The organism is Niallia sp. FSL W8-0954 (assembly GCF_038005605.1).
GTDB classification, from domain to species: Bacteria; Bacillota; Bacilli; order Bacillales; family Cytobacillaceae; genus Niallia; species Niallia circulans_A.
This window is the reverse complement of record NZ_JBBOTN010000002.1, coordinates 158,949-185,073: the sequence shown is the minus strand read 5'-3', so window position 1 is coordinate 185,073 and position 26,125 is coordinate 158,949. Positions and strand designations below refer to the sequence as shown.

At 31.0% G+C, this 26,125-nt stretch carries 21 protein-coding genes; 19 read left to right on the top strand and 2 right to left on the bottom strand.

All coding sequences use genetic code 11. From position 1 onward, the window contains the following. The first annotated feature begins 596 nt into the window (after positions 1 to 596). The 3 genes from NX902_RS25390 to NX902_RS25380 are packed head-to-tail and all read left to right on the top strand — an operon-like array spanning position 597 to position 4,058. The gene (locus tag NX902_RS25390; RefSeq protein WP_163187434.1) at positions 597 to 1,922 is read left to right on the top strand and encodes a spore germination protein; all 1,326 of its coding nucleotides are present in this window, start codon (positions 597 to 599) and stop codon (positions 1,920 to 1,922) included. Positions 1,923 to 1,942: 20 nt separating this feature from the next. Continuing rightward, positions 1,943 to 2,998 (top strand): GerAB/ArcD/ProY family transporter, encoded by a 1,056-nt coding sequence (locus NX902_RS25385; protein WP_163187470.1) that lies wholly within the window; start codon positions 1,943 to 1,945, stop codon positions 2,996 to 2,998. Then, positions 2,985 to 4,058: a Ger(x)C family spore germination protein gene (locus NX902_RS25380; protein WP_163187436.1), complete on the top strand. Its 1,074-nt coding sequence runs from the start codon at positions 2,985 to 2,987 to the stop codon at positions 4,056 to 4,058. The genes NX902_RS25385 and NX902_RS25380 overlap by 14 nt, the downstream gene beginning before the upstream one ends. 308 nt (positions 4,059 to 4,366) lie before the next feature. Here NX902_RS25380 and NX902_RS25375 read toward each other — a convergent pair whose 3' ends face one another. Continuing rightward, positions 4,367 to 5,602 carry an IS110 family transposase gene (locus NX902_RS25375; protein WP_095322885.1) on the bottom strand — a complete coding sequence of 412 codons (1,236 nt, stop codon included), beginning with the start codon at positions 5,600 to 5,602 and terminating at the stop codon, positions 4,367 to 4,369. A 1,009-nt stretch (positions 5,603 to 6,611) separates the two neighbouring features. Here NX902_RS25375 and NX902_RS25370 point away from each other — a divergent pair. The 14 genes from NX902_RS25370 (at position 6,612) to NX902_RS25305 (ending at position 21,362) form a co-directional block, all read left to right on the top strand. Next, the gene (locus NX902_RS25370; RefSeq protein WP_341123848.1) at positions 6,612 to 7,286 is read left to right on the top strand and encodes an SOS response-associated peptidase; all 675 of its coding nucleotides are present in this window, start codon (positions 6,612 to 6,614) and stop codon (positions 7,284 to 7,286) included. Positions 7,287 to 7,804: 518 nt separating this feature from the next. Beyond that, positions 7,805 to 8,335, top strand: coding sequence for a hypothetical protein (locus NX902_RS25365; RefSeq protein WP_144545589.1), 531 nt, complete (start codon positions 7,805 to 7,807; stop codon positions 8,333 to 8,335). Beyond that, complete coding sequence (locus NX902_RS25360; RefSeq protein ID WP_341123849.1) at positions 8,335 to 8,751, top strand: hypothetical protein; 417 nt, start codon at positions 8,335 to 8,337, stop codon at positions 8,749 to 8,751. The genes NX902_RS25365 and NX902_RS25360 overlap by 1 nt, the downstream gene beginning before the upstream one ends. A 109-nt stretch (positions 8,752 to 8,860) precedes the next feature. Then, complete coding sequence (locus NX902_RS25355) at positions 8,861 to 9,028, top strand: hypothetical protein (protein ID WP_341123850.1); 168 nt, start codon at positions 8,861 to 8,863, stop codon at positions 9,026 to 9,028. A 167-nt stretch (positions 9,029 to 9,195) separates the two neighbouring features. After that, positions 9,196 to 9,417 (top strand): hypothetical protein, encoded by a 222-nt coding sequence (locus NX902_RS25350; RefSeq protein ID WP_016205245.1) that lies wholly within the window; start codon positions 9,196 to 9,198, stop codon positions 9,415 to 9,417. A gap of 1,271 nt (positions 9,418 to 10,688) precedes the next feature. Beyond that, entirely contained in the window at positions 10,689 to 11,903 is a 1,215-nt protein-coding gene (locus tag NX902_RS25345) for a replication initiation protein (protein ID WP_341123851.1), read from the top strand. 98 nt (positions 11,904 to 12,001) lie between these two features. After that, positions 12,002 to 13,138: a DUF418 domain-containing protein gene (locus NX902_RS25340; protein WP_144545594.1), complete on the top strand. Its 1,137-nt coding sequence runs from the start codon at positions 12,002 to 12,004 to the stop codon at positions 13,136 to 13,138. 201 nt (positions 13,139 to 13,339) lie between these two features. After that, a complete protein-coding gene (locus tag NX902_RS25335; protein ID WP_144545596.1) occupies positions 13,340 to 13,699 on the top strand; it encodes a DUF6018 family natural product bioysynthesis protein in 360 nt (119 codons plus the stop codon). A gap of 46 nt (positions 13,700 to 13,745) precedes the next feature. After that, positions 13,746 to 14,405, top strand: a complete 660-nt coding sequence (locus tag NX902_RS25330; RefSeq protein ID WP_341123853.1) for a JAB domain-containing protein — start codon at positions 13,746 to 13,748, stop codon at positions 14,403 to 14,405. Then, positions 14,402 to 14,806, top strand: a complete 405-nt coding sequence (locus tag NX902_RS25325) for a single-stranded DNA-binding protein (RefSeq protein WP_016205240.1) — start codon at positions 14,402 to 14,404, stop codon at positions 14,804 to 14,806. Before NX902_RS25330 ends, NX902_RS25325 begins: the two co-directional genes overlap by 4 nt. 798 nt (positions 14,807 to 15,604) lie before the next feature. Then, entirely contained in the window at positions 15,605 to 17,404 is a 1,800-nt protein-coding gene (gene ltrA / locus NX902_RS25320; RefSeq protein WP_341123854.1) for a group II intron reverse transcriptase/maturase, read from the top strand. An 80-nt stretch (positions 17,405 to 17,484) separates the two neighbouring features. Then, a complete protein-coding gene (locus NX902_RS25315) occupies positions 17,485 to 18,567 on the top strand; it encodes a DUF6094 domain-containing protein (RefSeq protein WP_341161098.1) in 1,083 nt (360 codons plus the stop codon). A gap of 11 nt (positions 18,568 to 18,578) precedes the next feature. After that, positions 18,579 to 19,583, top strand: coding sequence for a DNA cytosine methyltransferase (locus NX902_RS25310; RefSeq protein ID WP_341123897.1), 1,005 nt, complete (start codon positions 18,579 to 18,581; stop codon positions 19,581 to 19,583). A gap of 60 nt (positions 19,584 to 19,643) precedes the next feature. Beyond that, complete coding sequence (locus tag NX902_RS25305) at positions 19,644 to 21,362, top strand: LPD1 domain-containing protein (protein ID WP_341123855.1); 1,719 nt, start codon at positions 19,644 to 19,646, stop codon at positions 21,360 to 21,362. A 68-nt stretch (positions 21,363 to 21,430) separates the two neighbouring features. Here NX902_RS25305 and NX902_RS25300 read toward each other — a convergent pair. Continuing rightward, positions 21,431 to 22,593 (bottom strand): IS3 family transposase gene (locus NX902_RS25300; protein WP_341161095.1). Its coding sequence is split into 2 segments (ribosomal slippage): positions 21,431 to 22,317 and positions 22,317 to 22,593, totalling 1,164 coding nucleotides; the frame shifts between segments, so codons are not numbered across the junction. A gap of 564 nt (positions 22,594 to 23,157) precedes the next feature. On the opposite strand from NX902_RS25300, the gene NX902_RS25295 reads away from it, so the two are divergent. Then, positions 23,158 to 23,427 carry a hypothetical protein gene (locus NX902_RS25295; protein WP_016205235.1) on the top strand — a complete coding sequence of 90 codons (270 nt, stop codon included), beginning with the start codon at positions 23,158 to 23,160 and terminating at the stop codon, positions 23,425 to 23,427. A gap of 355 nt (positions 23,428 to 23,782) precedes the next feature. Further along, positions 23,783 to 24,874 carry a DnaA N-terminal domain-containing protein gene (locus NX902_RS25290; RefSeq protein WP_144545608.1) on the top strand — a complete coding sequence of 364 codons (1,092 nt, stop codon included), beginning with the start codon at positions 23,783 to 23,785 and terminating at the stop codon, positions 24,872 to 24,874. The last annotated feature ends 1,251 nt before the right edge of the window (positions 24,875 to 26,125 follow it).

Below are 26,125 nucleotides of genomic sequence, written 5' to 3'. Positions count from 1 at the left end.
TTTTACTCATCCACCAATGGTTGTAAGAAGGTGGTTGATGGGTTATAGCTCTTTTTTCTCTCAGAGTCCAAATATATCCTTTCAAGTGAGAATCCTCCAGCTATAAGGACATTTACCGACAGGTAAATAACTATGAAAATCTAAGAAAACAAGAGTAATCCGGCGTTTTCCCTTCTTTTATAGAGGGAGTTTAGTTGAATAGCGCTATTAATAAAAACAAATCCCAATCATCAAGATTGTTCACACAAATTCCTCGTTCCCACCTGAAATGGGGATATTTGTGTGGCTATTCAAAAATTCCGTAACTTAGCTGGTATGTACTTTTATTATAAAAATTATTTCAAACTGTTTATAAACAATAATATTGTATTCCTCTTCATCCTAAACTTCTACACTTCAACTTTTCCAGATTTCTGTATCTTAATTTTTTCTTCTAAGGACAATAGTTCGTATTCCCAATTTGCGTTCATTCACTTCCTTTTATTTTCTTAAACATTTAGAAGTTATATAAATTGTTCCAGTATCAATTTTCCCCCTGAATAATTATATAAAATTAAGTGCAAATTAAACATATAGGAAATGAAAGGAAAAATGTTATGGAACAAATAGTTTTAGATATTAAAAAAGCGTTAGGGGGTAATGATGACTTTTTTATAAAACGTGATTACCTTTTAAAAAAGGAAGTTTTGTTACTAGGACTATCTACTTTAGTAGATATGACAAAAACAAAAACAATTCTTCAAAAACAGTCAGAGGGTTTAATTTCTCAAGGGAAAACATCAGAATCTATATTTATTTTAATGGGTGAACTTTTTGAAGACGATACAAAAAAGGCTATTACATCAGTCCTTGAAGGTAAACTTATTATATATATAGAACATACAAAAAAGTTTATTATTTACGAACCTGTTCCTAAGGGGTTAAATCGTTCAATTGAAGTTCCATCAAATGAAAGTGTAATTCAAGGACCTTCAAACTCCTTCACAGAAGATATTGACACAAATATTGGACTCCTTCGTAAACAACTTACTTCAAATAAACTTCTTGTTCATTCCTTCACAACAGGGAAAAATCAGAAGACAAAAATTTCTTTACTATTTATTAATGGTCTAGTGGATAAAGAACTTGTTGAAAATATAAATAGTCTTATTGAAAAGAATAAGAGTATGGATATCAGTAACTTACAAAGCATGTCAAAAATGCTGGGGTTTTCATCTTGGGATACAGTTTCAAAATTTAATACGACAGAACTTCCTTTTCATGCATCACAATTTCTTAAAAAGGGAAGAGTTGTTATATTAGTTGATCAATTACCTTTTGCTTTAATACTGCCTAATCTCCTTTGGGATATGTTTATTGTTGAGAGTGATCGTAATTTTCCATTTCCCATTATGATAACTATCAGTTGCCTCCGAGTAATTGGTGCATTAATTGCTCTAATAAGTCCAGGAATGTATGTTGCTCTTGTTGCTGTAAATCCGGAAGCGTTACAGATAGAGCTTGCACTTTCTGTAGCTCAAAGTCGAGAAGGGGTTCCTTATCCAGCACTTGTTGAAGTTATAATCATGTTGGTTGTTCTAGAACTGATATTAGAAGCAAGCATAAGGCTTCCAAAATCAGTAGGTCCCACAATTACAATGGTTGGAGGAATTATATTAGGACAAGCAGTTGTAGAAGCTAAATTAGTCAGCAATCTCTTAATCATCATTCTTGCAGCAACAACAATTGCTAACTCAACCCTTGTGGGGGCTCAAAGCTCGCTTTCAATCAGATCATTTAAATATATTAATGTAATTCTTTCTTCACTATTTGGAGTTTTAGGATTAGTAGTAGGTCTAGTTTTTATTAGTTCTTATTTGGCAAGTTTAACTACCTTTGGCAAGTCCTATCTCTATTTAAATATAGGAAGGAAGGAACAATAGTGGTAAGAAGTCTACATGTTATGATAATGTATGTGCTTTGTCATCTGGGACTAATTTTTTTTATGTTTCCAGCTGATATTATTGCTAGTACAGAACAAGGCCATTGGTTCCCAATTCTAATAGGGATTATTGTACATTTTGTATGTTTGTTGACTTATATGAAAGGTCTCAGCTTTTTTCCAAAAAAGGATATTTTAAGTATATTTTCGAAAAGCAAAAAAAGGGTAACTTTTTTATTTTTTGCTCCCGTTTTACTTTATCTAATCATGGCCATTATTATAACGGTCAGAGCATACGCAGAAATCGTAACCTTGGTATTTTTATCCCATACCCCATTATGGACAATTATACTATTATTGTTGTCTGTTTCTGCATACATTTCATCTAAAGGTATCGAAGCCATTTTACGAACTGCATTTTTATTATTTATATTATTTTTTCCAATATTATTGTTTGTCTTAATCATGTCATTTCAGAATGTTGATTGGAGATATGCCATACCTTTTGACACAGACTTAGGATTCATTAGTAAGCCTGCTTACTTCGAGAGTTATTTTGCATTCGCCGGTGGGTTTCTCTTTCTTGGATTTGTACAACCATTTTTCTCTTATGAAAGAAAATATGTTATTTTGTCTGCGATATTTCTTATTCCTTTCTTTCTCTTTTCAGTATACATTCCAATTCTTACTTTGGGACAAGCGACTGCATCAAAAGCATTTCTTCCTTTTGTACTTATTGTGGATTCTATAAATATTGATTGGTTAATGTTTGATCGAGTTACAATGTTTTTTCTTTTAAGCCTTATTGCTTTTATTATTTTGTATCTCTCTCTCTTAATGTGGAAAGCAATTCGAATAATCAACTATTACATTCCTAAAAGTAGACCTAGCTACCTATTGTTCGGTTTGTCTGTAGCAATCTTTTTCGTTTGCTTTTGGATTCCAGACTGGAAGGATGTTGAAAATATCCTTTTTATGAATTCTCTTTTAAGGTCATACGTTATAATTGTTGTACCTCTTTCTATTTACTATATTGGAAGAAGATTAAAGAGGAAGGATACAAATGAAACTATCTAATAAAAAAGTCATTTATTTAATTTGTAGTCTTTTAACTATGTTGATATTGAGCGGTTGTTGGGATATTAAGGATATAAATCATCGTCTACTACCAGTGTCGATAGGTGTTAAGAAAGTTGACGACCAATATTTGGTGATCCTGAATATACCAGAGCCTATAGATGGTAGTATGGAAACGAAAATTGTATCTGCTAAAGCTGAAACGGTCTCAAAAGCAGTGGATACAATTAGTAGAAATATGGAGAGCGATGTGTATTTATTGCATGTAAAGCTAATCTTTATTGAGAAAGAAACTGCTGAGGATGGAATAAACGATATAATTGCAGGATTTATGCGTTCAAGAGACGTTTCCCCAAAAGCTTTAGTTGCAATATGTGATGAGGATCTTCAAGAATTTTTCAATAACATTAAAATTAATGCCGAAAAAAAAGGGCTCAGCACTTATAACTATTTCGAAAAAAATGCAGGCTGGAATCCTGACATTGCCCTTACAAGAGTTTGGGAGGTCTTCCGAGGCATACATTCTTATACACATGATGTGGCTATACCTTTGATTCGTTCGGGAAAAGATACGACTATGGATCAAATCGGTTCTGCCATATTAAAAAGAGGAAAAATGGTCGAGCAAATCAGTTCAAACGAAACCCTGCTGTACAATGTTTTTAAAGGGGAGAGTGGTAATGGAAAAATGGAAGTAATGGAACATGCTACAGTCATGCTACTGGGTTCTAAAACTGACAATATAGGAAGACTAGTGAATAATGATGCACATATGGAAAGTCTAATAAAAATGAGAGTTGTGATATTGGAAACAAAAGGAGAACCCAGTTTGAATTTAATTAAAGAGGAAATTAATACTCTAATCTCTGAGAGGTATAATAAATTATTTACAAAACTTCAAGAGAATGAGGCTGATGTATTCGGAATGGGTCAGTTTTTTAGAAATCAAATCCCTCGTGATGAATTAAAAAACTGGAGGTCAGATTACTTTAAAAACATGAAGATTAATATTAATGTTAAAATAGACATTCAAAATGAAGGTTATCTGAAAACAACTTAAAGAATTATATCTATATCCATTTTTGTAACTGGATTGGATTTTATGAATCAAATTTATGTTATCTCAGCAGTTATCTTGAATATAACAATTGAAAAAATAAATAGATAATAAAAAGCTGTTTTTCGATAAGAAAACCGGCTTTCTTTGTGAATTATGTGAAACAATGTACTTAAACAAAACCAGCTAATAGTTTGTCAATAAATATATTTTAAATTTATAATTACTAAATGCTATACTAAAAATGCACAACTCAAATAACCCTCCTGATTCAATTTGGAAGGTTTTAGTTGTATAGGAAAATGTTGTTACTAAATAGTTTCTTGGAATGGTGTTTTCGTTTTTAACATCGCATAAATCCAGTGTAAAAGCTTATTAGCACATGCAATAATGGCTACTTTATAAGGCTTACCTTCTTCACGTTTTAAATCGTAGAAGGCACGTAATCGCATATTTCGTGCAATGGTTTCTTCAGTTGTTTTCTTTTTACGACTATCTCGAATGGAACACCGAACTGCTGTAAAAAGCATGTGGCGAAGCCTTGCAGAGCCTCGTTTAGTAATATGATTCTTCGTGCCTTTAAAGCGACCTGATTCAAATACACTAGGATCAAGTCCTGCAAAGGCAACTAACTTTTTGGGATGACTAAACCGATCAATTTCCCCGATTTCAGAAATAATCGTTGCAGCGATTTTTTCGCCTACACCGGGAATTGTTTGGAGTAGTTCATATTCTTCGAGCTGTACTGCTAACTGATCAATCTCACGCTCCAACGTAGAAAGCTGTTGGTGGTACACTTGAAGTAAATCAATATACATATTCAGACTGACAAGAAGGCTTTGATAACGCGTTGACTGAAATGGGTTGCGTTCTGCAGCTGCGATTAATCCCTCTGCTTTTTCAAGCGCCCAATTAAACGATCTTGCTTTACAATGCCTATCAATAAATTGTGCAATTTCCTCCACACAAGTTTTTAAGACAGTCTCCGAGGTAGGGAAAGTTTGTAAAGTTCTTAATGAAACCTCGGCATACAGATCGCCAAAAACGCCTTTATACTCTGGAAATACTTGATCTAATACAGATTGAAATTGAAGCTTTGTTTGAACCATAATTCCCGTCATATTTTCATGTTGTCTTGTCAGATGCCGAAGGTTTAATAACTGAACACCACGCTTTTTCTGCGGCTCTAAATCCTCTTTGTAATACAGTTCGCCTAAGTGATAAGCATCAATGGCATCTGTTTTAGTTTTTCTTAAACTAGAACTTTTTGCTCGGTAAGATACCAATGGATTTACGATAATGACAATGTACTCTCTTGCTTCTAAAAACTGTACAACTGGGGCATGATAGTGACCCGTTGATTCCAAGACAACTGGTGGTTTCATCCCTGTTTGATGCTCTAAATCTAGTAAATAAGAGTATAACTCTTTTAAACCATCCACCGTATGTTCAACTTTCACACTATTTTTATAGGGCATTTTTTTATCCAAGAACATTTGAACCTGACTTTCACCTTTAGCGACATCCAGACCAACAACTGGATTCATAAATTATCTCCTCCTAGTGTAGTGGATTGACCGGTAACCTCTATCTAGCTTGTCATTCATATCTTCGCTTGTTATACGGGATCATCATGTCCCAACCAGCCTAATCATGTGTTAACAAGTAGAGGGGAACAGTTTAGTTGTCGGGATCAAGTCCCACGGGTGCGTCCGTTCTTCCCCGGCTACTATCAATCTATAAATTGAATAAAAAATAGTCAACCAGAATTCTCTGGCTGACCTTATAATACGACGGGTGCGTTAGTTTATTAATAGTCAAACAACTTTATTATCAAATTCGAAGATAAGAATAATTATAGTGATACAAAATTAACCACTTTAAATAATCCATCCTACAATATATCGTAGGATGGTTCTTGTTTTTTATGTAAAAAAAAAAAAACGTATTTATTATCTCTATACAATTGGAGAAAAAGTAAATGAAAAATTCATTGTCAAAATTATCATTTCAACCTCACTTTTCTTAATAAAATTAAGAAAAAAATAAAGGATGATAATTTTGCTAATAAAAAAATCTAAAAATAATAAACACTCTCTTGTTTACAAAACATCTACCTTTTATACTGAGAAGCATCTAGTTAAACTCACTTATATAAATAAAATCACCTTTAATGCTGCTAATGGAAAAAAAACAATTGAAGTTTTATGGTCAAATATAAAAGAATTGCCGTTATCAAAAAATATCTCATAGGTTATCAAATAGAAGACTGAAAGAAAAATTTAAAGTTATTTCAAAAAAGTCGGGTAGAAATTTTTAATTGCGTTTAGTTATTAAAAGGGAACAAGAAAAAAATATAAAGAGAAAAATAGTAGGGATAGTAGTTATATTTATAAACGCGCAGCCTGAAGGTAGCGCGTTATTTTTTTAAAGGCTGATTTCGTATTATTAATAATATAATAATACGTAGTAGTTATCGTACTTGACGATAAGTTACTACTCGTTTGTTTTCCGTATTCTACTTTGCTACACTTAACCTAAAAAGCAGGTGATAGCATGTGTGGTCGCTTTACTTTATTTACCGACTTTGGAACAATTATTGACCGCTTTAATATCGACTCAGCAATTGAAGAATCCCATTATAACCCAAACTATAATGTAGCTCCCTCTCAATCCGTACTTTCTGTGATCAATGATGGTGAAAAGAATCGTCTTGGATATTTACGTTGGGGATTAATTCCTTCCTGGTCTAAAGATATGAAAATCGGTTATAAAATGATTAACGCTCGTTCAGAAACAATTGCCGAAAAGCCAAGTTTTCGTAATGCCTATAAAAAGAAACGCTGTTTGATCCTTGCTGATTCTTTCTATGAATGGAAACGTACAAATGAACGTAAAATTCCTATGCGTATAAAATTTAAAAATAATCAACCATTTGGTATGGCTGGCTTATGGGAATCTTGGAAATCCCCAGAAGGAGAAATGGTATACTCATGTTCTGTAATTACCACTCAACCAAATAAGCTAATGACTGAAATACATGATAGAATGCCAGTCATATTAAAACCTGAAGATGAACAATTCTGGCTAAATCCAACAAATACCGATACTAACTCGTTAAGTAAATTACTTGTTCCCTTTGACTTTGAACAAATGGAGGCTTTTGAAGTTTCAAATGATGTTAATTCTCCAAAAAACAATTCACCTAGCTTAATTCAGCAAATTTGTTAGAAAACAACAAATACTTATAGTGGTTTAAAAGCATTTATTGACGACAGTGACTTTTTGTTCAAGTTTAGATCTATTCGAATATAACGATTCTAGAGTCGAATTTTAAAATAGATGCTGCTGGAACATTAGTTATGAATTATGTATCTGGAAATTATAGAAATCTATGACTGTGATGTATCTTCAAGTATAAAAGTATATTTCACTTTTTTGTTTGTAAACAGACTGTCCTGCTCGAATAACTGACGATATCTTCTGAAACTATTGAAAATAATAGGATAAAAAGTTAAAATTAAATCAGATTATTTTTCTATTTTGGATTTTTCTTTTACTTAGTAAATGTAGAGCCTTTGGGTTCAGTTTTAATAGCAGCTGTGCTATTAACTGTCCTGAAGGCTTTTTTTTATGAAAAAAGTAAACGACAGTAAAGAAAATTAATAGAAATGAAACAAAATACTAGGAGGGAAAGGTTTTGACGACGACTAAATTATTTGATTCTAATGTCTGTAGGAGGATTACATATGTATAAAATCACATGCTTTTGTCCTCTAGAACCTACAAAGTTAGAAAGCTTATTAAAGGGTATAGGATTTTCAAGTAAAAAAGATGGATTGGAATGGTATTTTGAAGATATAGTTTTTCGTATTGAACCATTTAAAGGACATTCTAATCAAAGAGAAAAGGGATATAGAGTGTATTTTAATGGTAATAATACTATGAGCTTTGCTTATATGTTTGACCTTTCATTAGGAACTTTAAATACTACAATTACCTGTATTGAGTATATGTTAAGTGAGGAAGGGAAAAACTCTAATGATTGGCTATCACTTTTAGATAATAATCCATCTATAATTACTATTGACACAAGGGGTTTCTATCAAAAAAACAGTATAAATATAATTGTTACTAATAATACTGTAGTGTTCCAATTGAGAAGTAAAAAGAATACAAGCTTAAAATTAATAAGCGGGTTAAAAAGGATCGAAGAATTGGTTGAATATATTATTCCAACCACTTACGATCTTTTTTCATTTGAGGAGGAATTAGCATAATGGTTGATTTTTATACTAGTAAACATTTCTATCAAATTCGTGAAAATATATTATTGATTGACGGAAAAATAGAAGAAAAGGGCAATATTTCTGTATATCATCTTATAAAAGATGAACCCGCTTTTATTAAAATATCTCAAAAAGGCAATATACCAAAAATAATAAAAACAGAAGATGTATTATTCGTTGATAATTCATTAGAAATTTATCATGGCCAAAAAACAATTAAGAAACATTTTCTCGTGTCGGTTCTACTTAAATTTAATGAGCAAGAAAGATATATAACTACAGATATTTTGGCTGCTAACGAGGACCATGCAAAGAGAATTATCAAGGTAAACTATAGTATGTTTCATATTTTAAATATAAATGTTAAGAATGTGAACATTGTTAGGTTATTCAATAATATCCAATAAGGAAAAGGGAGAAACCACTATTACTATTATATCACTAGTAGTGGTTTCTTAATGAAAATATTTAATGCTGCTCTTTTTAATATTGAAAAGAAAAACGGGGAAAAGTTTTATGAATAGAATTGAAGATTTAATTGACATACTTAATAAACGTGGATGGGATTATATAATCGAAAAAAAAGGAAACATTAGATTTATTTTAGAGAATCAAGAAATTATATGTTCTAAAGTGGACTCAGAAGGCATTAAAAAAATCATACTTGATATTATAAACTGGTAAACTAGCAGGATTGCATTAGAGGGGAGAAAATCCTTTTAGAACAATTATTATACATTTTAGATAAGAAACCTTTCTCTTATAACAGAAGCGCAAATAACAGCTATTTTGTAAGTTAGAGAGTATCTAGAACACATACTTGACACTAAATCTATATTGGAGGAAATAAGATGTTATTAAAACATGTAGAATTAGAAGATATTGAAAATAATGATGGTTGGACTAATAAAGTTGACATTTATGGTTATGAAAACAAGGTATGGGTAATGGCTCATGGTTTTTTTAAAGAATACCCTACTAGGGATTTTGAGAATACAAAAAATAAAATTGATAGTATTATTGCTAAATTAAAAGAGGTGTCTTTTAAAATAATTTATATTAAACAATATTAGTACTAAATAAAGGGTATGGATAATATAATTTATCTATACTCTTTATTATATATAAATTATCTAGCTTTCTAGTTTTAATATTTTAACTTATTTTTAATAGTTTTAGATGTTTTAATATTTTATCGTAGCTTTAAACCCTTGGTACTAATAGGTTAATAGTAGACAATTATAGCAAAATTGGGATAAAATATAACATTTTTAGGATGAAATATAGCAATTTTGGGACGAAATATAGCAAATTTAGGGTGAAAATGTAACATTTTTGGGATAAAATATAACATTTTTAGGATATGTAGTTACCTTAGTTTTATAGTTTTAATATTTTAGGTATCTGATGAACCCTTGATATATCTGTGTTTAATGATAGTAAATATATCATATTTGGGATAAAAAATAACGTTTTTGGGATAAAGTATAACAATTTTGGGATCAAATGAACAAATGATATTTAAGCACGTTACATTTAGTTGATAATTTAAAGACATCTTTTATAAATTGCATTTCTTAAATTACTCGAGTCAGAGGATCTTTAAAATCATAATGATATGCATATATTTTTTATTAAAAAATATATTTAATACACTCTTAAAAATTACTACTAAAAAACATCCCAAATATGTTATCTTTTTTCAGATTTTGAATTATAACATATTTGGGATGTTTTTTCTTTTAATAATTGAACTATAAAATTTTTTGGATGTAATGTCTTTTGGAATGAAGGAACTATAACATATTTGGGATAGTGTTATCTTTTGATAAGTGAACTATAACATATCTGGGGTAGGGTTATATATAGAAAAAGCGAAACTATAACATATTTGGGATAGTGTTATCTTTGAGATAAGCGGAACTATAACATATTTGGGATAGTGTTATCTTTGAAAAAAAGCGAAACTATAACATATTTGGGATAGTGTTATCTTTGAGATAAGCGGAACTATAACATATTTGGGATAGTGTTATCTTTGAAAAAAAGCGGAACTATAACATATTTGGGATAGTGTTATCTTTGAGATAAGCGGAACTATAACATATTTGGGATAGTGTTATCTTTGAGATAAGCGGAACTATAACATATTTGGGATAGTGTTATCTTTGAGATAAGCAGAACTATAACATATTTGGGATAGGCTTTAGAAAGTAGAAGATCTTATTGATTAGAATATTCTGAAATATAACAGTTAATAATCTTTTGTTATATTTCACTTTCTTTTCTCTGAAAATAATGTCATAATTTGTTTAAGATTACAAACTTGTTAGTAGGTGATAGTTTGATAGAAACAAAGCAAGTTGAATTTAAAGTAAATGATCTAATCATCCAGTCTAATGATTTAATAGAGGCTTATTATGATAATGAATTAACCACTTTAGAGCATAAGTTTATTCGATATGTTGCTAGTAAAATTAAGAAAAATGATTCCCAATTTCCAGACTATACAATTACTGTTAAAGAATTTGCAGAAGTCATGAATGTTAAAGGAAATAATTATCATAGTCAGATAAAAGAGTTAGCTGATGATCTAACAAGAAAAAGAATAAAGATTCGCTCGTCTAATGATAAAATGGGATGGTTTCCATGGTTTAGCGCTATTATATATGATAATGGTACTGTTCATGTTTCTTTTAATCCAATAATTAAAGATTATTTAATTAGCTTAGACAGTAGATTTACAGGATATTCTTTTGATGATATAAAAAAATTAAAAAGTGGATATACAGTGAGAGTTTATGAACTGTTAAAACAGTATGAGAAAATTGGAAAAAGAACAATAGAGCTAGATGAACTTAAAAGGATGATTGGAGTAGGGGATAAGTATCCTGTATACGGGAATTTCAAACAACGAATATTAAATGTTGCCAAAAAAGAGTTAGAAGCAACTGGAGAATTATATTTTTCTTTTAAAGAAGTCAAACAAGGTAGAAAAACAGTAGCAATAGATTTTAATATTCATAAAAAAAGTCCTAAACAACAAACTCCTCTTTCCAAAGAATCACAGGAATTTGTTGAATCAGTAAAGAAATCTCTATATATTCATGGCATCGATATTTCTGATAAGAAAATTCTATCCTGGAAAAAGTATGGAATAGAATTAATTTTAGAAGTTTTGGAAGAAATAAAGCATAGAGACATTGAAAATTATGAGAATTACATATCAAAAGTGTTAAAAAGTAAGTATGAAAATAAAGAAGTTGATCCTGATATAGGAAAAGTGGAAAATACTAGCAAAGAAATAATAGATGATATAAATGAAATAGATGAATCTCTATTAAATCTTGCTCGTCAAAACATCGTTGCAAAATATGCGCCTGGTAAGGAATTAATTCCAGATTATTTTCTAGAAAAAGAAGTAATTCCATTTTTCATGAAGTTCATGAACGTTAGTGAAAAAGTTGCAAGTGAATTATGGGAAAAATATAAAACAATTATTATGTATCAAATTAAAACCAAAAAAGATGAACAATTACAGAAACGATATAATAGATAACATAACAAAAAATAACTCAATGGGACTACCCCAAATATGAAGGTAAATCAAAGTTACCTTATATTTGGGGTAGTCTTTTTTGCGAAGGAGATTGAATAATGAAGAAGGAAAGAATACATTCAATTGATATTATAAGAGGATTTGCAATCTTAGGCATAGCTTTTGCAAATATATTACCCCTAAGTGGTCCTCATTTATATGAATCCTCTCCAAGCAGTATTTGGATGGATCCTATTGATAAACTAGTAGAATCGATTTTATTTATCTTCGCTGAAGGTAATTTTTATTCCCTCTTCTCTATCCTTTTTGGTTTTAGCGCAATTATTTTTATGGAGAACGCAGAAGACAAAGGATATAATCCTTACTATTTATTCTCAAAGAGATTATGGATACTGTTTGCAATTGGATTCTTACATGCCTTTTTCATTTTTTATGGAGATATACTCATGATATACGCAGTAATAGGTTTGTTCTTACTTCCTGTTTATAAAGTTCCTGGTCGTGTTATGATGCTGCTGATTGGTATATTTATGATTCCAATGTTGTTTGAATTAATTAAGATACTGTTATTTGATTATCAAATTGCAGCTGTTGATTATAACTTATTACAAAATGTGATTATTAATTATCAAACAGGGGGAAGAATTGCATTATTACAAAATACTGTTGATTGGTTAACGATTTACTCTATAGAAAATCTTCCATCTTTGTTCTGCAGTATTTATCCAATGTTTTTGTTAGGGATGATATTAGGAAAAAATAAAGCATTGATTACTAATATTAAGGAAATCCACAAATTAATGTGGGTGATAAGTGGTAGTATTGGTATTGCAATAAAAACATTAGCAATAATATATTCTGACTCCTACTTTTTAATAAGACTTTCCGAAATTTTTGGTAATATAAGCATGTCCATATTTTATGGTTTATCTATTCTGTTATTACTAAAAAAAACAGGAAAGCATTTCAAATTAATTGCTAATATAGGAAAAACATCTATGAGTAATTATTTATTCCAAACAACATGTTGTTTTTTCATGTTTAAAGTATTTAAGTTATATGCACAAGTTTCACCTGGTCATTTAGTTTTTCTTTCTATAGCTTTAATATTCATACAAATATTATTAAGTAATTGGTGGTTAAAAAAACATAAGCAAGGACCCATTGAATCGGTATGGCGTAAGTTAACTTACTATAAAAGGACTCCTTCCTATAATAGGGTTGATAAGAAATAGATATAATAGTAGAATGAAAATGTAACTATTTTATATTTTTAACATTTTAGCAGCCTTTTATTGGCTAGCAGTTTAGATATTAAACGCAGCGTCCTTTGGGATGATTTATTGAGTATTACACTTTATGTGTAATTCATTAAACCATCTCTCAGGGCGCTTTTTGCGTTTTATATAAATAATATATTGAGAGGATGAAGAAAAATGATGAAAGAAACAATTAGTAAGGGGCCAGTTTTACAAGGAAATGTATTTGAGGAAAGTAAAAGAAAAGCAGAAAAAATTATTGCTAGTAAACCAATCTTACATTCTCGTCATAGTATCGAGATCATTTTGCCAGATGGGGAACGAAGAATATTTAAAGCTAAGTCAGTGTCAAAAGAACATGCATTTAATGAATTCTTAGTATTTATTGAGTGTTTAGAGCAAGGAATTAACTCAAAAGTAATGTGGAGGTATAAAGGCGATAAGGTTTATCATTTTAGTACAACTATCTACGAAAAACCTTCTACAATTACACGCTTAAAGAAAGCGATAATGGGATATTTTTTTGATATTGAATAAAGAGCTATGAGGACATTTACATTTAATTAAGAGAGGTAGATTTATTATGAGTAGATACAACGACGCAAAGGAATATATTAAGTATTTTGGGGAGAATGACACTAGTCTTCCACATTTACTGGCTATTATTGTCGGTGAAACCGTATGTGACTCAACGATCGATACTTTAGGTGAGTTAGGTTTAAGTGGGATTTCTCAATTATCTGAAGAGGAGCTATTGAAGTTCGAAGGAATAACTACGGAAACTTTATTTAGAATAAAAGCACTAAATGGAATCTTAAATATGGTACCAAAATTTGATTGGCAATCGGAATTTAAAATATCTTCTAAATTTGATGTAATTGAATGTGTGAGAGATATTCGTTATAAGCAGGATTCACAATTAGATCTTTTATTTTTAAATAAGAATAATGTGGTTATAGGCAGACAAAATATTGTTAAAGGGACTAGAACACTCAATAAAGACTTAGTTCATTTGGCATTTCGACAAGCAATTAAAAGAAACGCTTCAAAAATAGTAGTCTGTAGTAATGAACCTGCAGGTTATGCAGTTTTAAAAGATGAAGACTATTCTTTATTCGACTATTTTTTATCTATATCCAATCTAATGAATGTTGAGGTACTTGATCATATTATTTTGGGTAAAAAAATGTGCGTTTCTATTGCGGAAGAGATTACGAATAAGTCCAAAGGAGAATTAGCATGAAAAACCAATGTAACCTAATAGGCCGATTGAGTAGAGATCCTTATTTAGCAGGTACAGAGGAAAATCCAGTCTGTTTTATGACACTTGCTGTAAATCGAAACTATAGAAATCAGCATGGAGAAAGAGAGGCAGACTTTATTCCAATTAAAGCATTTAAAGAGAAAAAGTTAGCTACCACTTGTCATAATAATTTACAAAAAGGTAGTTTAATTGCTGTTACAGCACGTTTGCAAGCAAAATTTAAGGATAATAAAACAGAAATTGAAATCATTGCAGAAGATATAGTCTTTTTAGATTCAGGTAAAAGGAGACTGAAGACTGAGGATGATGGAGAGAATAATCACAAATATTCATATGAGGAGAATTATCATCAAGAGGATATAATGCCTTGGGAAAGATAATATTGAGTAAACGTTCATTCTAATAGAATGGGCGTTTTTTCATGATTAAAAATAGGAGGAAATAACATGTCTCATATAGGTAACAAACGTGCGACACGTTGAGCTATAAATGACATTAAAAAAAGTCGTGAAAAGCTCGGATATGGGATTGCAAATTCATATCTAACTGTCATTCCAAACTATGAATGAGGGAACTAACCACCCCGAAGCATAGTCACTAAGACTCCTACATGCGTCAACTCCCTCCGAAGGATTTGAGGTGTGAAGCTAGGTAAAGTCGATTGAAGTTGGTCCCAATGCTGTTATTGTAATGGTTCAACGATAAATCGGGTGTCTATAAAATATATATGGTGAGAATGTCCTTGTAACTGACGAACTTTCGAATGTACACAACTATAACCTAGATGATTAGGAATAATCATCGCCGTATAAAGCGGTACTTGTGAGGATGAGTAAGAATGTTTGTTATGAAAATCCTTAGCAACAAAGAAGGGTTGCTCCAGCAAGTAGTTGTAAAGAAAGCACCTAAGTATATATGAACAGATAGGAATGATTGGAACGTGGAAAGCGAGTAACGTGGAGGTTCGGAGACTTTTGAAGCGTTCATACGGAAAAGAGCAAATCTATAACGTGTGTTAATACTCGTGATGGTGGTGGCATGGTACCGAAGAAACAGGGATAACAAACTGTGGAGGGAAGGCCACTAGTCTAACGGAATTAAACAGAAAATTACTAGGGTAAGCAATCGGTTAGGACAAGTAGGCAAAATCCTTTTAAAGGAGAGTAGCGAACTTACCAATGAATGATAGTGTAAGATATTCCGAATATTATTTAATGCAACCAATTTTTGATAATCTATACGCAAAATCAAAAGAAAATTTTTCATTTTCTAATCTCTATGAACTAATTATTAGTAGAGACAATCTACTTTTAGCATATAGAAATATCAAATCTAATACGGGGAGTAAAACTGTTGGAACAGACGGATTAAGTATCAAAGATTATAAAATAATGGATGAAGCTACCTTTATCAATAATATCCGAGAAAGGTTAGCCAACTTCCACCCTAATAGTGTACGTCGAGTTTTCATTCCTAAAGCTAATGGAAAGGAAAGACCGCTTGGCATACCTACAATGGAAGATAGACTTATCCAACAATCCATAAAACAGATACTTGAACCAATATGTGAAGCGAAATTCTTTGAACATTCCTACGGTTTTAGACCAAACCGCTCAACACATCACGCTCTTGCAAGGATGCTAAACCTTATAAACGTAGGGAAAAATCATTATGTTGTTGATATTGACATTGAAGGATTCTTCGATAACGTCAATCACAACAAATTGATTAAACAACTATTTTCTTTAGGTATTAAGGACAAAAGGCTCCTGGCAATTATTAAAAAGATGTTAAAAGCCAATATTGAAGGTGAAGGGATACCAAACAAAGGTGTTCCACAAGGTGGAATACTTTCCCCTTTACTCTCAAATGTCGTTCTTAACGAACTCGACCATTGGGTAAGTGACCAATTTGAAACCTTCGACATTAGCAAACTAGGAAGTAAAGATACTCGTAAATACCGCTTTTTGCAGACCAAAACAAACATGAAGCAAGGCTTTATTGTTAGGTACGCAGACGACTTTAAAATCATCACAACTTCATATAATGAAGCGAAAAGATGGTATTTTGCAGTACAAAATTTCCTTGAAAAGAGACTAGGTTTAAATATCTCGAAAGAAAAATCGAAGATAACAAATCTCCGCAAAAGAAAATCCGAATTTCTTGGATTCAAAATTAAAGGGGTTAGGAAAGGAAAAAGAATCGTAGCACATAGTTTCATCAGCGATAAAAAGAAACAAGATATTATACAATCCTTACGCCAAAGAGCTAGAACACTATATCGTTCTAACACCCGAAAAGAAGCATATGAATACAACTCTTATATTAGAGGAATTCATAACTACTTTTCTGCTGCATCGCACGTTAGCGTTGATATGAAAGAAATTGCCTACAAAACTTACCGAACTATATGGAATAATCTTTCAAAAATTAGTGGATCAGGCAAATGTGAAGTGAAAGGATATGAAAAATACAATTACACTACCTTTTCCATCAAAGAAGTACCTTTAATTCCTGTTTCAGCGGTGAAATCTATCGTGGTGAAACAATTTCAACAGGATATTAATGACTACAGTCCGAAAGGTAGAGAGCTAAATAGTAAAGTCAATCTCATGTATAACATTCAAAAAGCTGTGCAACAACTAGCTAAAACTTACATTGAGAAAAGAAGCATTCAATACAATGATAATCGTGTCTCAAAGTTCAGTGCCAGTAAAGGCAAATGTTTTGTTACAGGTGTGGACCTAACTATAGACATTCACAACTATCATTGCCACCATATTACACCTATATATTTAGGTGGAACTGACGAATACGAAAATTTGGCTGTACTTCATAAATTTGCTCATATCTTGGTTCATGCTACGAAAGAGGAAACTATAGAAAAATATATGAGGTTGTTGAATATAAACGAATATCAACTAAAGAAATTAAACAAGCTTCGTAAAGCTTGCAAACTTCAACCTATTAAAGACTAGTAAACTGTATAACCAGTTAGATGGGGCGCCGTATGAGGTGAAAGTCTCACGTACGGTGCTAACCGGGGGAAAAGTCGGAGATTACATCAAAGACTTACCTATCGGAACTAAAAGCAGGTTTTTTTGCAACACCTGAAACACAAGGTGAATATATCATTAAATTACTAAATGTCGAAGGTAGTGGTGTTTGGTTTGATCCCACTTGCGGAGAGGGAGAGATTCTAAATCAACTTGCAGCTGCCTTTAATAATGAAGAGACTATTATTAATACTTATGGAGTCGAACTTGATAGAAGACGTGCTGAACGCGCTTCAAAGCTTTTGAATCATTGTATAAATGCCCCTATAGAATCTATGGTAATACAAATTGAAGCTGTGTCATTCTTATTTCTTAATCCACCATATGATTTTGCATTAAAGGGGATGGATGATTCTTCAGCCAAAAGAAAAGAATGGGTTGAATTAGAAAGGAATTATAGATATCTAAAAGAGAATGGAATATTGATATATATTATTCCTTCATATCGTTTTGCAGATCAAAAAATTTCTAGGTTTTTAGCAACTAACTTTAATGAAGTTGGCATTATGCGATTTTCCAAAGAGGATTATGAAGACTATAAACAGTGTATTTTTATTGGAAGAAAAAAGGCAGGAAAATATAAAGGAATTAATGAAAAATTATTTGATTTTTTATTAAGAATGGATTCCGAGGAATTTATATTAAAGAATGTAAATACGATTGATCAGATTGTAACTAGAGAATTTAAATGGAATGTACCAAGCGGTTATAAAAACTTATCTACATTTTATACAAAATTGGCAAATAAAGACGATTTTGTTGAAAGTATTAGAGAGAGTAAAGGATTCGAAGCTTTTATGAATAGAACCAAGCCACGTCAATTAAGTATAGGTGGAGAACCTATTCTGCCGCTTAATCAAGGGCAATTGTCTTTATTATTAGCAAGCGGAGCGATTAATGGTGAGCTAGGTGAAGGCGAAAATTATCATTTAGTACAAGGTCTTGAATCCGTTTCTAAAATTGTGGATGAAGAGGTAAAACATCACGACAATGGCAGCAAGACTGTAATAACTAAAACCAGAACAAAGAGGGATGTATCTGTAAAGATAATAACTCCAAATGGGATGATAAAAAAATTAGTGTGACGGTGATTGATATGATAAAAATTTTAGAATTATTCGGAGGTATTGGGGCCCCAAGAAAAGCTTTATTAAATCTGGGGGTTGATCATAAAGCTATAGATTATGTAGAGATAAAAGAAAATAGAGTACGTGCTTATAATGCTCTATATGACCATGCTCATAAACCACAATCCGTTGTTGGATGGAATCTGAAGCCGGATATCCTTATCCACGGATCTCCCTGCCAAGATTTTTCAAGGTCAGGATATAGAAAAGGTGGAAATATAAAGACTAAGACTCGCAGTTCATTAATGTTTGAAACGCTTAAAATTATAGAAAATATGGGGAAGTGGAAACCAAAAGTTGTAATTTGGGAAAATGTAAAAGGCGTTTTAGATAGAGACCTAATTGGCCCGTTTAACTCTTATATTCAACAAATGCGTAAACTAGGATACACAAATTCTTTCGATGTTTTAAATGCTGTTGACTTTGGTATTCCACAGCAAAGAGAAAGAGTGTTTTGTATATCCATTTTTGGAAAAGAGGCATTTGACTTCAATAAATTAGAAAGAACCCCAATGCGTCATATTAGTGGATTCTTAGAGAATAAAGTAACTGGTTCTCAGTATTTGGTTAATGTTCCAAGTATGTTGAGTAGAATAGAAGAATTTAACCCAGTTAAGGAAACGGATAAGTATAAACGTAGATTATCCGTAATAGAAGATTATTGTTGGACTATAACAGAAAGACAAGATCGATGTCCTAACGCTGGAATTATTAGATTAAAAGATAAAGAGGGATATAGATATCTAACTGAAAGAGAAGTATGGAGATTAATGGGTTTTGATGATAGGGATTTTGAATTAATCTTGGAACAATTCCCTTCTAGAAAGGGTTGTAGAAATGCTACTCTTTACGAACTAGCAGGAAATAGTATAGTCGTCCCAATTTTAGAAGCAATTTTTAAAGTTATTCTAAAAGAGGATTTTGCAGAAGATTTACTAACAAATACAAAAGGGCAATTAGAGTTGATTATTTAATTAAATGGAAAAAACGGATTAGATCTAATATTCTAATCCGTTTTTTAGGAGGATATAAACATGAACTCACAATTAAGTATTTTTGATCTTAATATTAAGAAAGTTAAAGAAATAAGAACAGAAAAGCAAATTGATAAGAATGTTGCATATGACGTTGGAGACTTTATTACTGGTTCTAGAAAAGAACTAGATAAAATAAAAAGAAGATTTCAGGAAAATCATTCTGAGGAAGAATTAGAAAACATAGAAAAGCTTAATCCGCTTCTTTCAGAGGAATTAATAACCAAAAGAGAATTAACAAAATCTTTTTCTCTGAAGCTTGAAAAGGAAAATGGTGTAGAACCAGGAGTTGCTAAATTGAAGCAATTAATTATTAATAGAATAGATAAGGTTCCCGCTGTTCAAACAAAAGAGGGAAGAAGAGACTTTATGTTAGCAATCCAAAGTTTCTTAGAACTTATTAATAAAGTGAAAAAGTGGGACGATGTTTCAGACTTTATTGTTGGTTTTTCCAAAACGCTTATATTAGAAAGAAATAAAGAATCAGATACAAATTTCTTTATTTTAGGGAAAAGCTTCTTAAAATTTTTTCTGAGGGCAGGATATAAATCATCTATTAATACAGCATCAAAAATAAATACATGGGACGATATCTTTGGGAAAAAGGAAAATGGCGTAAAAGGTACAAAAAAGAAAAATAGTAAATGGGAAAGAGTATTACCAGAAAGACCTGATAGAAGAGGTGGGAAACCAAGCCCGGTAAAAAAACCTGAAGATTTGGTGGAGTTGTTTGGATTTCGAGGAGTGCAATTTGGCCATTATATGGATGATGAAAAAGGCATGGAGCATTTAGTTCGAGCTTCAGAAGCAATTTTGGATTTAGCAGATGTACTTGAAATTGATGTTACTTCTTTATCTTTAGATGGAACACTTGGACTAGCTTTTGGAGCAAGAGGAAGAGGCGGAAATGCATTAGGTACTTATGAGGCTCTATCAAGAGTTATTAATATGACAAAAAATAAAGGTTGTTTAGGAATTCTCGCCCATGAGCTATTTCATAGCATTGATCACTACATTTACATTAAAAGTCATAAAAATACAAGTAGTAGAGGATATGGAACAGAATGTAATACACTAGGTGAACAAATACCTTCTCAAATAAAAAGTGCCTTAGAATATTTATCTGAGAGTTTAAGAGAAGGAAATGGAACAGCATATTTCATAAACACAAACAAAGATGATGTAACTTATAGAGGAGTTGCTTTAAAAAGAGATTATGAACGTTTTAACGGAGATATAGCATTAGGTATAAAAAAAGAATGTACTATTCAGCGAGAAAGCATAAATAGAAGACTTGATTTTTCTCAGTATTATGGAGCATCAGAAATTTCACTAAAGAAAGAAAAAGAAAAACTCAAAAGAAGGGCAAAAAGAGAAGTTAAAAAATATGCATTGGCTATGGCTTGGTATCATGAAAAAATTACTGGAGAAAGAGTTGAAAGAATACCTTATCCAACTGATAAATCACAATATTACCTAAATGCAATCGAGTTAGACAATGGAAATGAATCTAAATATTGGAGTAATATTATTGAAATGGCTGCAAGGGCGTTTGAAGCTTACATTGCAGATAAACTATCAGCAACTAATAGACGTAATGACTATCTAGTGTATGGGACATCAGAGGAGATTGCTTTTCCTCAAGGAAAAGAGCGAGAAAAAATAAATAAAGCTTTTGATATATTATTTGATACATTAAAGATCAATGACATATTATAAATAAAAAAATATAAGAAACCCAAGATATAGACTGACCTAGCAATATGGGACAGTAATAAAACACCTTCTTAGGCTGCCATATTACCAAACTCTATTGGTGTGTGGTAGCCTAATTTTTCTTGAATACGTTCTTCGTTATAATATCTCATAAATTGATCTACACGCTCTTTTACTTCTTTTAAAGATAAAGAATGGAATTTAACATACTGAAATTCCTCTGATTTTAGATTCGAATGAAAGGACTCAATGACGGCATTGTCCCAACAGTTTCCTCTGCGTGACATACTACTGACTAAATTCTGCTCTCTGACCCGACTTTGATACGCATAAGAAGCATAGACACTGCCTTGATCGGAGTGGATGATTATTCCTTCAGGATTCCCTCGTTTTTCTAGTGCTTCATCCAAGGTATCCATTACTAAAGAAGTTTGTTGATGGGGATAAAGCTTATAGGCAACGATTTGATTGTTATACAAATCCATGATGGTAGATAAATATAAAGTATCTGGACCATATTGAATATAGGTAATATCCGTTACCCATTTTTCGTTAGGATTGCTTGCATAAAATTCTCGCTGTAATAAATTGGGCGCAACAATGACCGATTCCCCCTGTGATTTCCACCTTCTCTTTTGCTTTATTCTACACTGAAGATGATATTTTTGCATAATCCGTTGAACAGTATTACGGTTTAATTTAATTTGATAATTACGCTTTAACAGCTCTTTGATCTTCCGGTGTCCATATCGGTACTTTGTTTCTTTGCAGAGGGAAATAATTGTTTCCTCCTCCTTAGATAACTCCATTGGTTGCGAAGATGCCCAGCGATAATACGTAGATCTTGGAACATGTAAAGCAGATAAAATAGCTGATACAGTATATTTTTTTCGTAATGTCTGTACTAATTGGAGGACAATTTCCTTTTCAACTCCTTTTCGATTTCCAAATACTTTTTTAAGATTTCATTTTCCTGCTTTAAGTGATTCATTTGACGTTCTTTTTTATCTTCATCACTTGAATTATCTGGACCATGCCCGTATGAATACTGTTTTCCTATAGGTTGATCGAATCGATGAACTTGATTTTCCCGATACCATTTCATCCACGTTTTGATTTGAGAAACATTTTTAATTCCATATTTCTGCATGATTTCTTGATTCGTAAACTGACCACTCATCTTATCTTTAACAACTGCCCATTTAACCTCACTTGAATATATGTTTTTGCCCACGCAAAACACCTCCGAGTTAGTACTTTGTTTAAGTGTACCATTCGAAGGTGTTTTATAGTGTCTCATTTATTTAGGTTAGTCTAATATCTAGCTCAAGATACCTTGGGTTTCTTTTTTATATAAAAATTACTATTAACTTCTTTATAACTCTAACTTTAGACCCTAACATTTTGTTTATTTTTTATATATACTTTATACTATAGTTTTATTATGATGATGGTAAAATGATAACTAATAGCCAATTTAATTGAAGAGTGAATAAATAAATGGAGTGTCCAAAGGACTTTAAAAATAAAGTTGTTTTCTTCCTCAAAATGGTTATAATATAGGTAATATGTCATTAACGTTACAAAAGAATAGGAAATTTATAAAGAAATTCACTGTATACTGGAACTTTATTACTTAATATCTAAAGTATAATAACAGCTAAGTAAACGTTGGTTTAGTTAGCTTTTTTTTGGTGAATTATATACTTTATTGAGAGATATCTATAGAAATTTATAAAATGTTTGTATATATAAGTTAAAATAAATAGAAGATGATATAAGAATGAGGGATATTAAGATGGAAAATTACTTATTAAAACGGATAGGTTTTACATCTGAAGATAATTATGTGATTTTATATTCTTTGTTAAAGGAAAATTTTACAAATTGTAATGAAAATATAAGATCTAGTGTTTTACTTTCTATAATTCAAGAAAAACCTAAAAATAGATGTAAAAAAGTCCAAGAAGTAAAATTGCTAATTTCTAAGGAACAAGCCGATTACTTATTAAAAATTAATGAAGAAAAAGAGTTAATAAGAGAAATAAATTCCATCATATTGAAATAATTAATATCTTTGGAAATTAATCCTATTGAATAATTCCAAAAAGTATGTTTTAATAAATTCAATATTAAATACAAAGGGAAAAACCCTATGAAAAGGCCAAATTTCGATTTGGTATTTTGTCATAGGGTTTTTCCCTTTTTGTTTAATCCATAAACAAAAGCTTGTATGATAAAATAAAAAAACCCACCTAGATACAATTAAACTATCAGGCGCTAAACTGATAGTAGTTTAATTGAGTGAAAGCGGGAGTTTTCTAAACTTATATTCTTGAAAATATTTTAACATAAATATATGTTTTAGCAAGTAAAACTCCTTCTTTAATTTGTTTACTTGGGTTTACTTAGGAGGAACAATAGTGGAAGAAGAGTATTATAATTTAAAAGGTAAAAAGGATAAACTAAAGTATTTTCGATTAAAAGATACAGGTATGTTTACGCAAAGAAGTAAATTGATAAATATAGAGGATACTCAAGAATATAAAACCTATTTTTACCCAGAGCAAGATAAATTGATCTTTGAGGAAAATCAAGTTAGAAATTTTAGTTTAGACGAGCACGGAGAGTCTATTCCAGCAATTGATGGTGAGCTTACTATTTTTAATAACTATTTTTTTGACTTTTGGGGATTTTATCTGGGAGACGCCACACGATTATATGCATATTTAAAAAGACATGCTTATGGGGAAAAAGACTATGTGTATCCCAATTTTGAATTGATTTCAGAGAAAATGGATAAATCAAGAAAAACATTACATACCTATTTAGATATACTAGAGCATTACGGCTTTGTCTATAAGTTTAATGTAATAAATGAGTCTCGGAATAATATGGAAGAGAGTCCTATTTTTAAAGTCAGGAAACAAACTCCTTTATTATCTAAAAAGCTAATAGAGGGAGATAATAATATAATTATCCCTGAAAATGCACCTGCTCATGTAAAGAAAATGCTAAAAAAAGAACGTGAAGGATTACCTCCTAGATTACGCAAAGAGCACGAAGTTTTTACCAGGAAGCATTTAAAAAACAAAGCGGATATCCTTCCAGAACAATTAGATTATGAGGAGATTTACAATAAATACTTACAATATAAAGATATACTTAAAAATATTCATAAAAAAGATAAAAGTGAAGAAGTTGACTCATCTATTACCTATTCTGAAACAGAGGTACATTTAAAAAAGAATATGACACAAGATGAAAAACTGCTTTTAGCTGTTGTTCTAGAATCTGCACAAGCAAATATTTCTAAACCCTCTTTCGATACTTGGTTTAAAGATATCCTAATAAAAGTTCAAAATAATATTTTAACTATTTATGCACCGAACGAATTTGCTATGGATTGGCTAGAAGAAAGATATAAAGATAATATAGTAGAATGGGTGAATAAAACAGGTAGTTGGATCACTGACATAAATTTCTCCCATTATGAATTTTATAAGCAAGTTTAATAATAATGTAGAGAAGCTAACTATAACAATTTTAGTAAGGACCATTTTTGGTCCTTTTCTTCATATTAATCTAGCTGCTAAGCGCACAATATTATTTTGAAGGTTGCAAATCTCTTAATAAGCAATATTGATAATAACTATGTATTCAAGAAAATAGTGTTTGTTTATTGAGATGGAATAATTGTAGGTGAGCGGCCTCTCTTTGAATAAAAGGTTTCGACCCTTCTCCTATTGTCATTGCATTATTTGCTTCTAACTCTTTTTCAGTGTCTTTTCGAAGGTTCGAGAAGGGATCATTACAGGGGAACAGTAAAAATGTAAAAAGAAAAGGAGATGAGAATTAGAGGTAGTTATGATTAATCAAACGCAATCAAACAAGTAAGGTGAGATCTATGGAAGAATTTGAATATAAGACTAGCAATTATTTATGTAAATTGGATGAAGAGCATTTAATAATAACAGTTTTTAAGAACGAGAGAAAAATTGGCAGTATCCAAAATAACCACAATATAAAAAATTAATAGGGGAGAATTCTTGCAGCTGGTACAACATTACACCATGAAGTATGTGAAATAATATTGTAGGTAGCTTCTATATATATAAGTTATAAGGAGGATATTTTTTCTTTTTTAATAAAATTTCTTTTAATATAAAACCACTTTAATTAACAATGATTCAAAAGAAATATAATAAATTTTCCAATATATAGTTTAACAAGAAGTGTTATGCTTAAGTTAGTTATAAATACGTGTAAATAATTTGTGTGCATTATCTTTTTATTTAATTTTGAATACAAATAATCCCAAAAATGTGTTAGAGTATTACATAAGAGGTAATATAACCAATGTTAAAGAAAAATATCATACTCAATTGTTCAACAAAATGGAATCCCCATAAAAGCAGAGTCAAATATTGATTTATATACTCTATATTATTCCTGGAAGCAAAATTATTAACTAATACTCATGATTTTGAACCTTTTTTTGCAAGATTATAAAATGGGTAATTTATATGATATATGGCTTTATTCAAAAATTTTAAAAAACCTCAACTTTCAACCCCTTCTAGAGATTCAATTATTACCAAACAATTTACTATCAACAAACGATTACTTTTATCTTTTCACGGAGAGATAGCAAACAAGAACTAGTGAACTATTTAATTTCTACCAAAATGGCTCTGGAAATAATAGATAAACTCTCTTATGAGTTATCAGATCAAATTTACTTTACTATAAGTAATTGGCTTATA

Excerpts from the sequence above, each read along its gene's own strand:
- NX902_RS25390 (WP_163187434.1), top strand. The coding sequence starts at position 597 with ATGGAACAAATAGTTTTAGATATTAAAAAAGCGTTAGGGGGTAATGAT.
- NX902_RS25385 (WP_163187470.1), top strand. The coding sequence starts at position 1,943 with ATGATAATGTATGTGCTTTGTCATCTGGGACTAATTTTTTTTATGTTT.
- NX902_RS25380 (WP_163187436.1), top strand. The coding sequence starts at position 2,985 with ATGAAACTATCTAATAAAAAAGTCATTTATTTAATTTGTAGTCTTTTA.
- NX902_RS25375 (WP_095322885.1), bottom strand. The coding sequence starts at position 5,602 with ATGAATCCAGTTGTTGGTCTGGATGTCGCTAAAGGTGAAAGTCAGGTT.
- NX902_RS25370 (WP_341123848.1), top strand. The coding sequence starts at position 6,612 with ATGTGTGGTCGCTTTACTTTATTTACCGACTTTGGAACAATTATTGAC.
- NX902_RS25365 (WP_144545589.1), top strand. The coding sequence starts at position 7,805 with ATGTATAAAATCACATGCTTTTGTCCTCTAGAACCTACAAAGTTAGAA.
- NX902_RS25360 (WP_341123849.1), top strand. The coding sequence starts at position 8,335 with ATGGTTGATTTTTATACTAGTAAACATTTCTATCAAATTCGTGAAAAT.
- NX902_RS25355 (WP_341123850.1), top strand. The coding sequence starts at position 8,861 with ATGAATAGAATTGAAGATTTAATTGACATACTTAATAAACGTGGATGG.
- NX902_RS25350 (WP_016205245.1), top strand. The coding sequence starts at position 9,196 with ATGTTATTAAAACATGTAGAATTAGAAGATATTGAAAATAATGATGGT.
- NX902_RS25340 (WP_144545594.1), top strand. The coding sequence starts at position 12,002 with ATGAAGAAGGAAAGAATACATTCAATTGATATTATAAGAGGATTTGCA.
- NX902_RS25335 (WP_144545596.1), top strand. The coding sequence starts at position 13,340 with ATGATGAAAGAAACAATTAGTAAGGGGCCAGTTTTACAAGGAAATGTA.
- NX902_RS25330 (WP_341123853.1), top strand. The coding sequence starts at position 13,746 with ATGAGTAGATACAACGACGCAAAGGAATATATTAAGTATTTTGGGGAG.
- NX902_RS25325 (WP_016205240.1), top strand. The coding sequence starts at position 14,402 with ATGAAAAACCAATGTAACCTAATAGGCCGATTGAGTAGAGATCCTTAT.
- ltrA (WP_341123854.1), top strand. The coding sequence starts at position 15,605 with ATGAATGATAGTGTAAGATATTCCGAATATTATTTAATGCAACCAATT.
- NX902_RS25310 (WP_341123897.1), top strand. The coding sequence starts at position 18,579 with ATGATAAAAATTTTAGAATTATTCGGAGGTATTGGGGCCCCAAGAAAA.
- NX902_RS25305 (WP_341123855.1), top strand. The coding sequence starts at position 19,644 with ATGAACTCACAATTAAGTATTTTTGATCTTAATATTAAGAAAGTTAAA.
- NX902_RS25295 (WP_016205235.1), top strand. The coding sequence starts at position 23,158 with ATGGAAAATTACTTATTAAAACGGATAGGTTTTACATCTGAAGATAAT.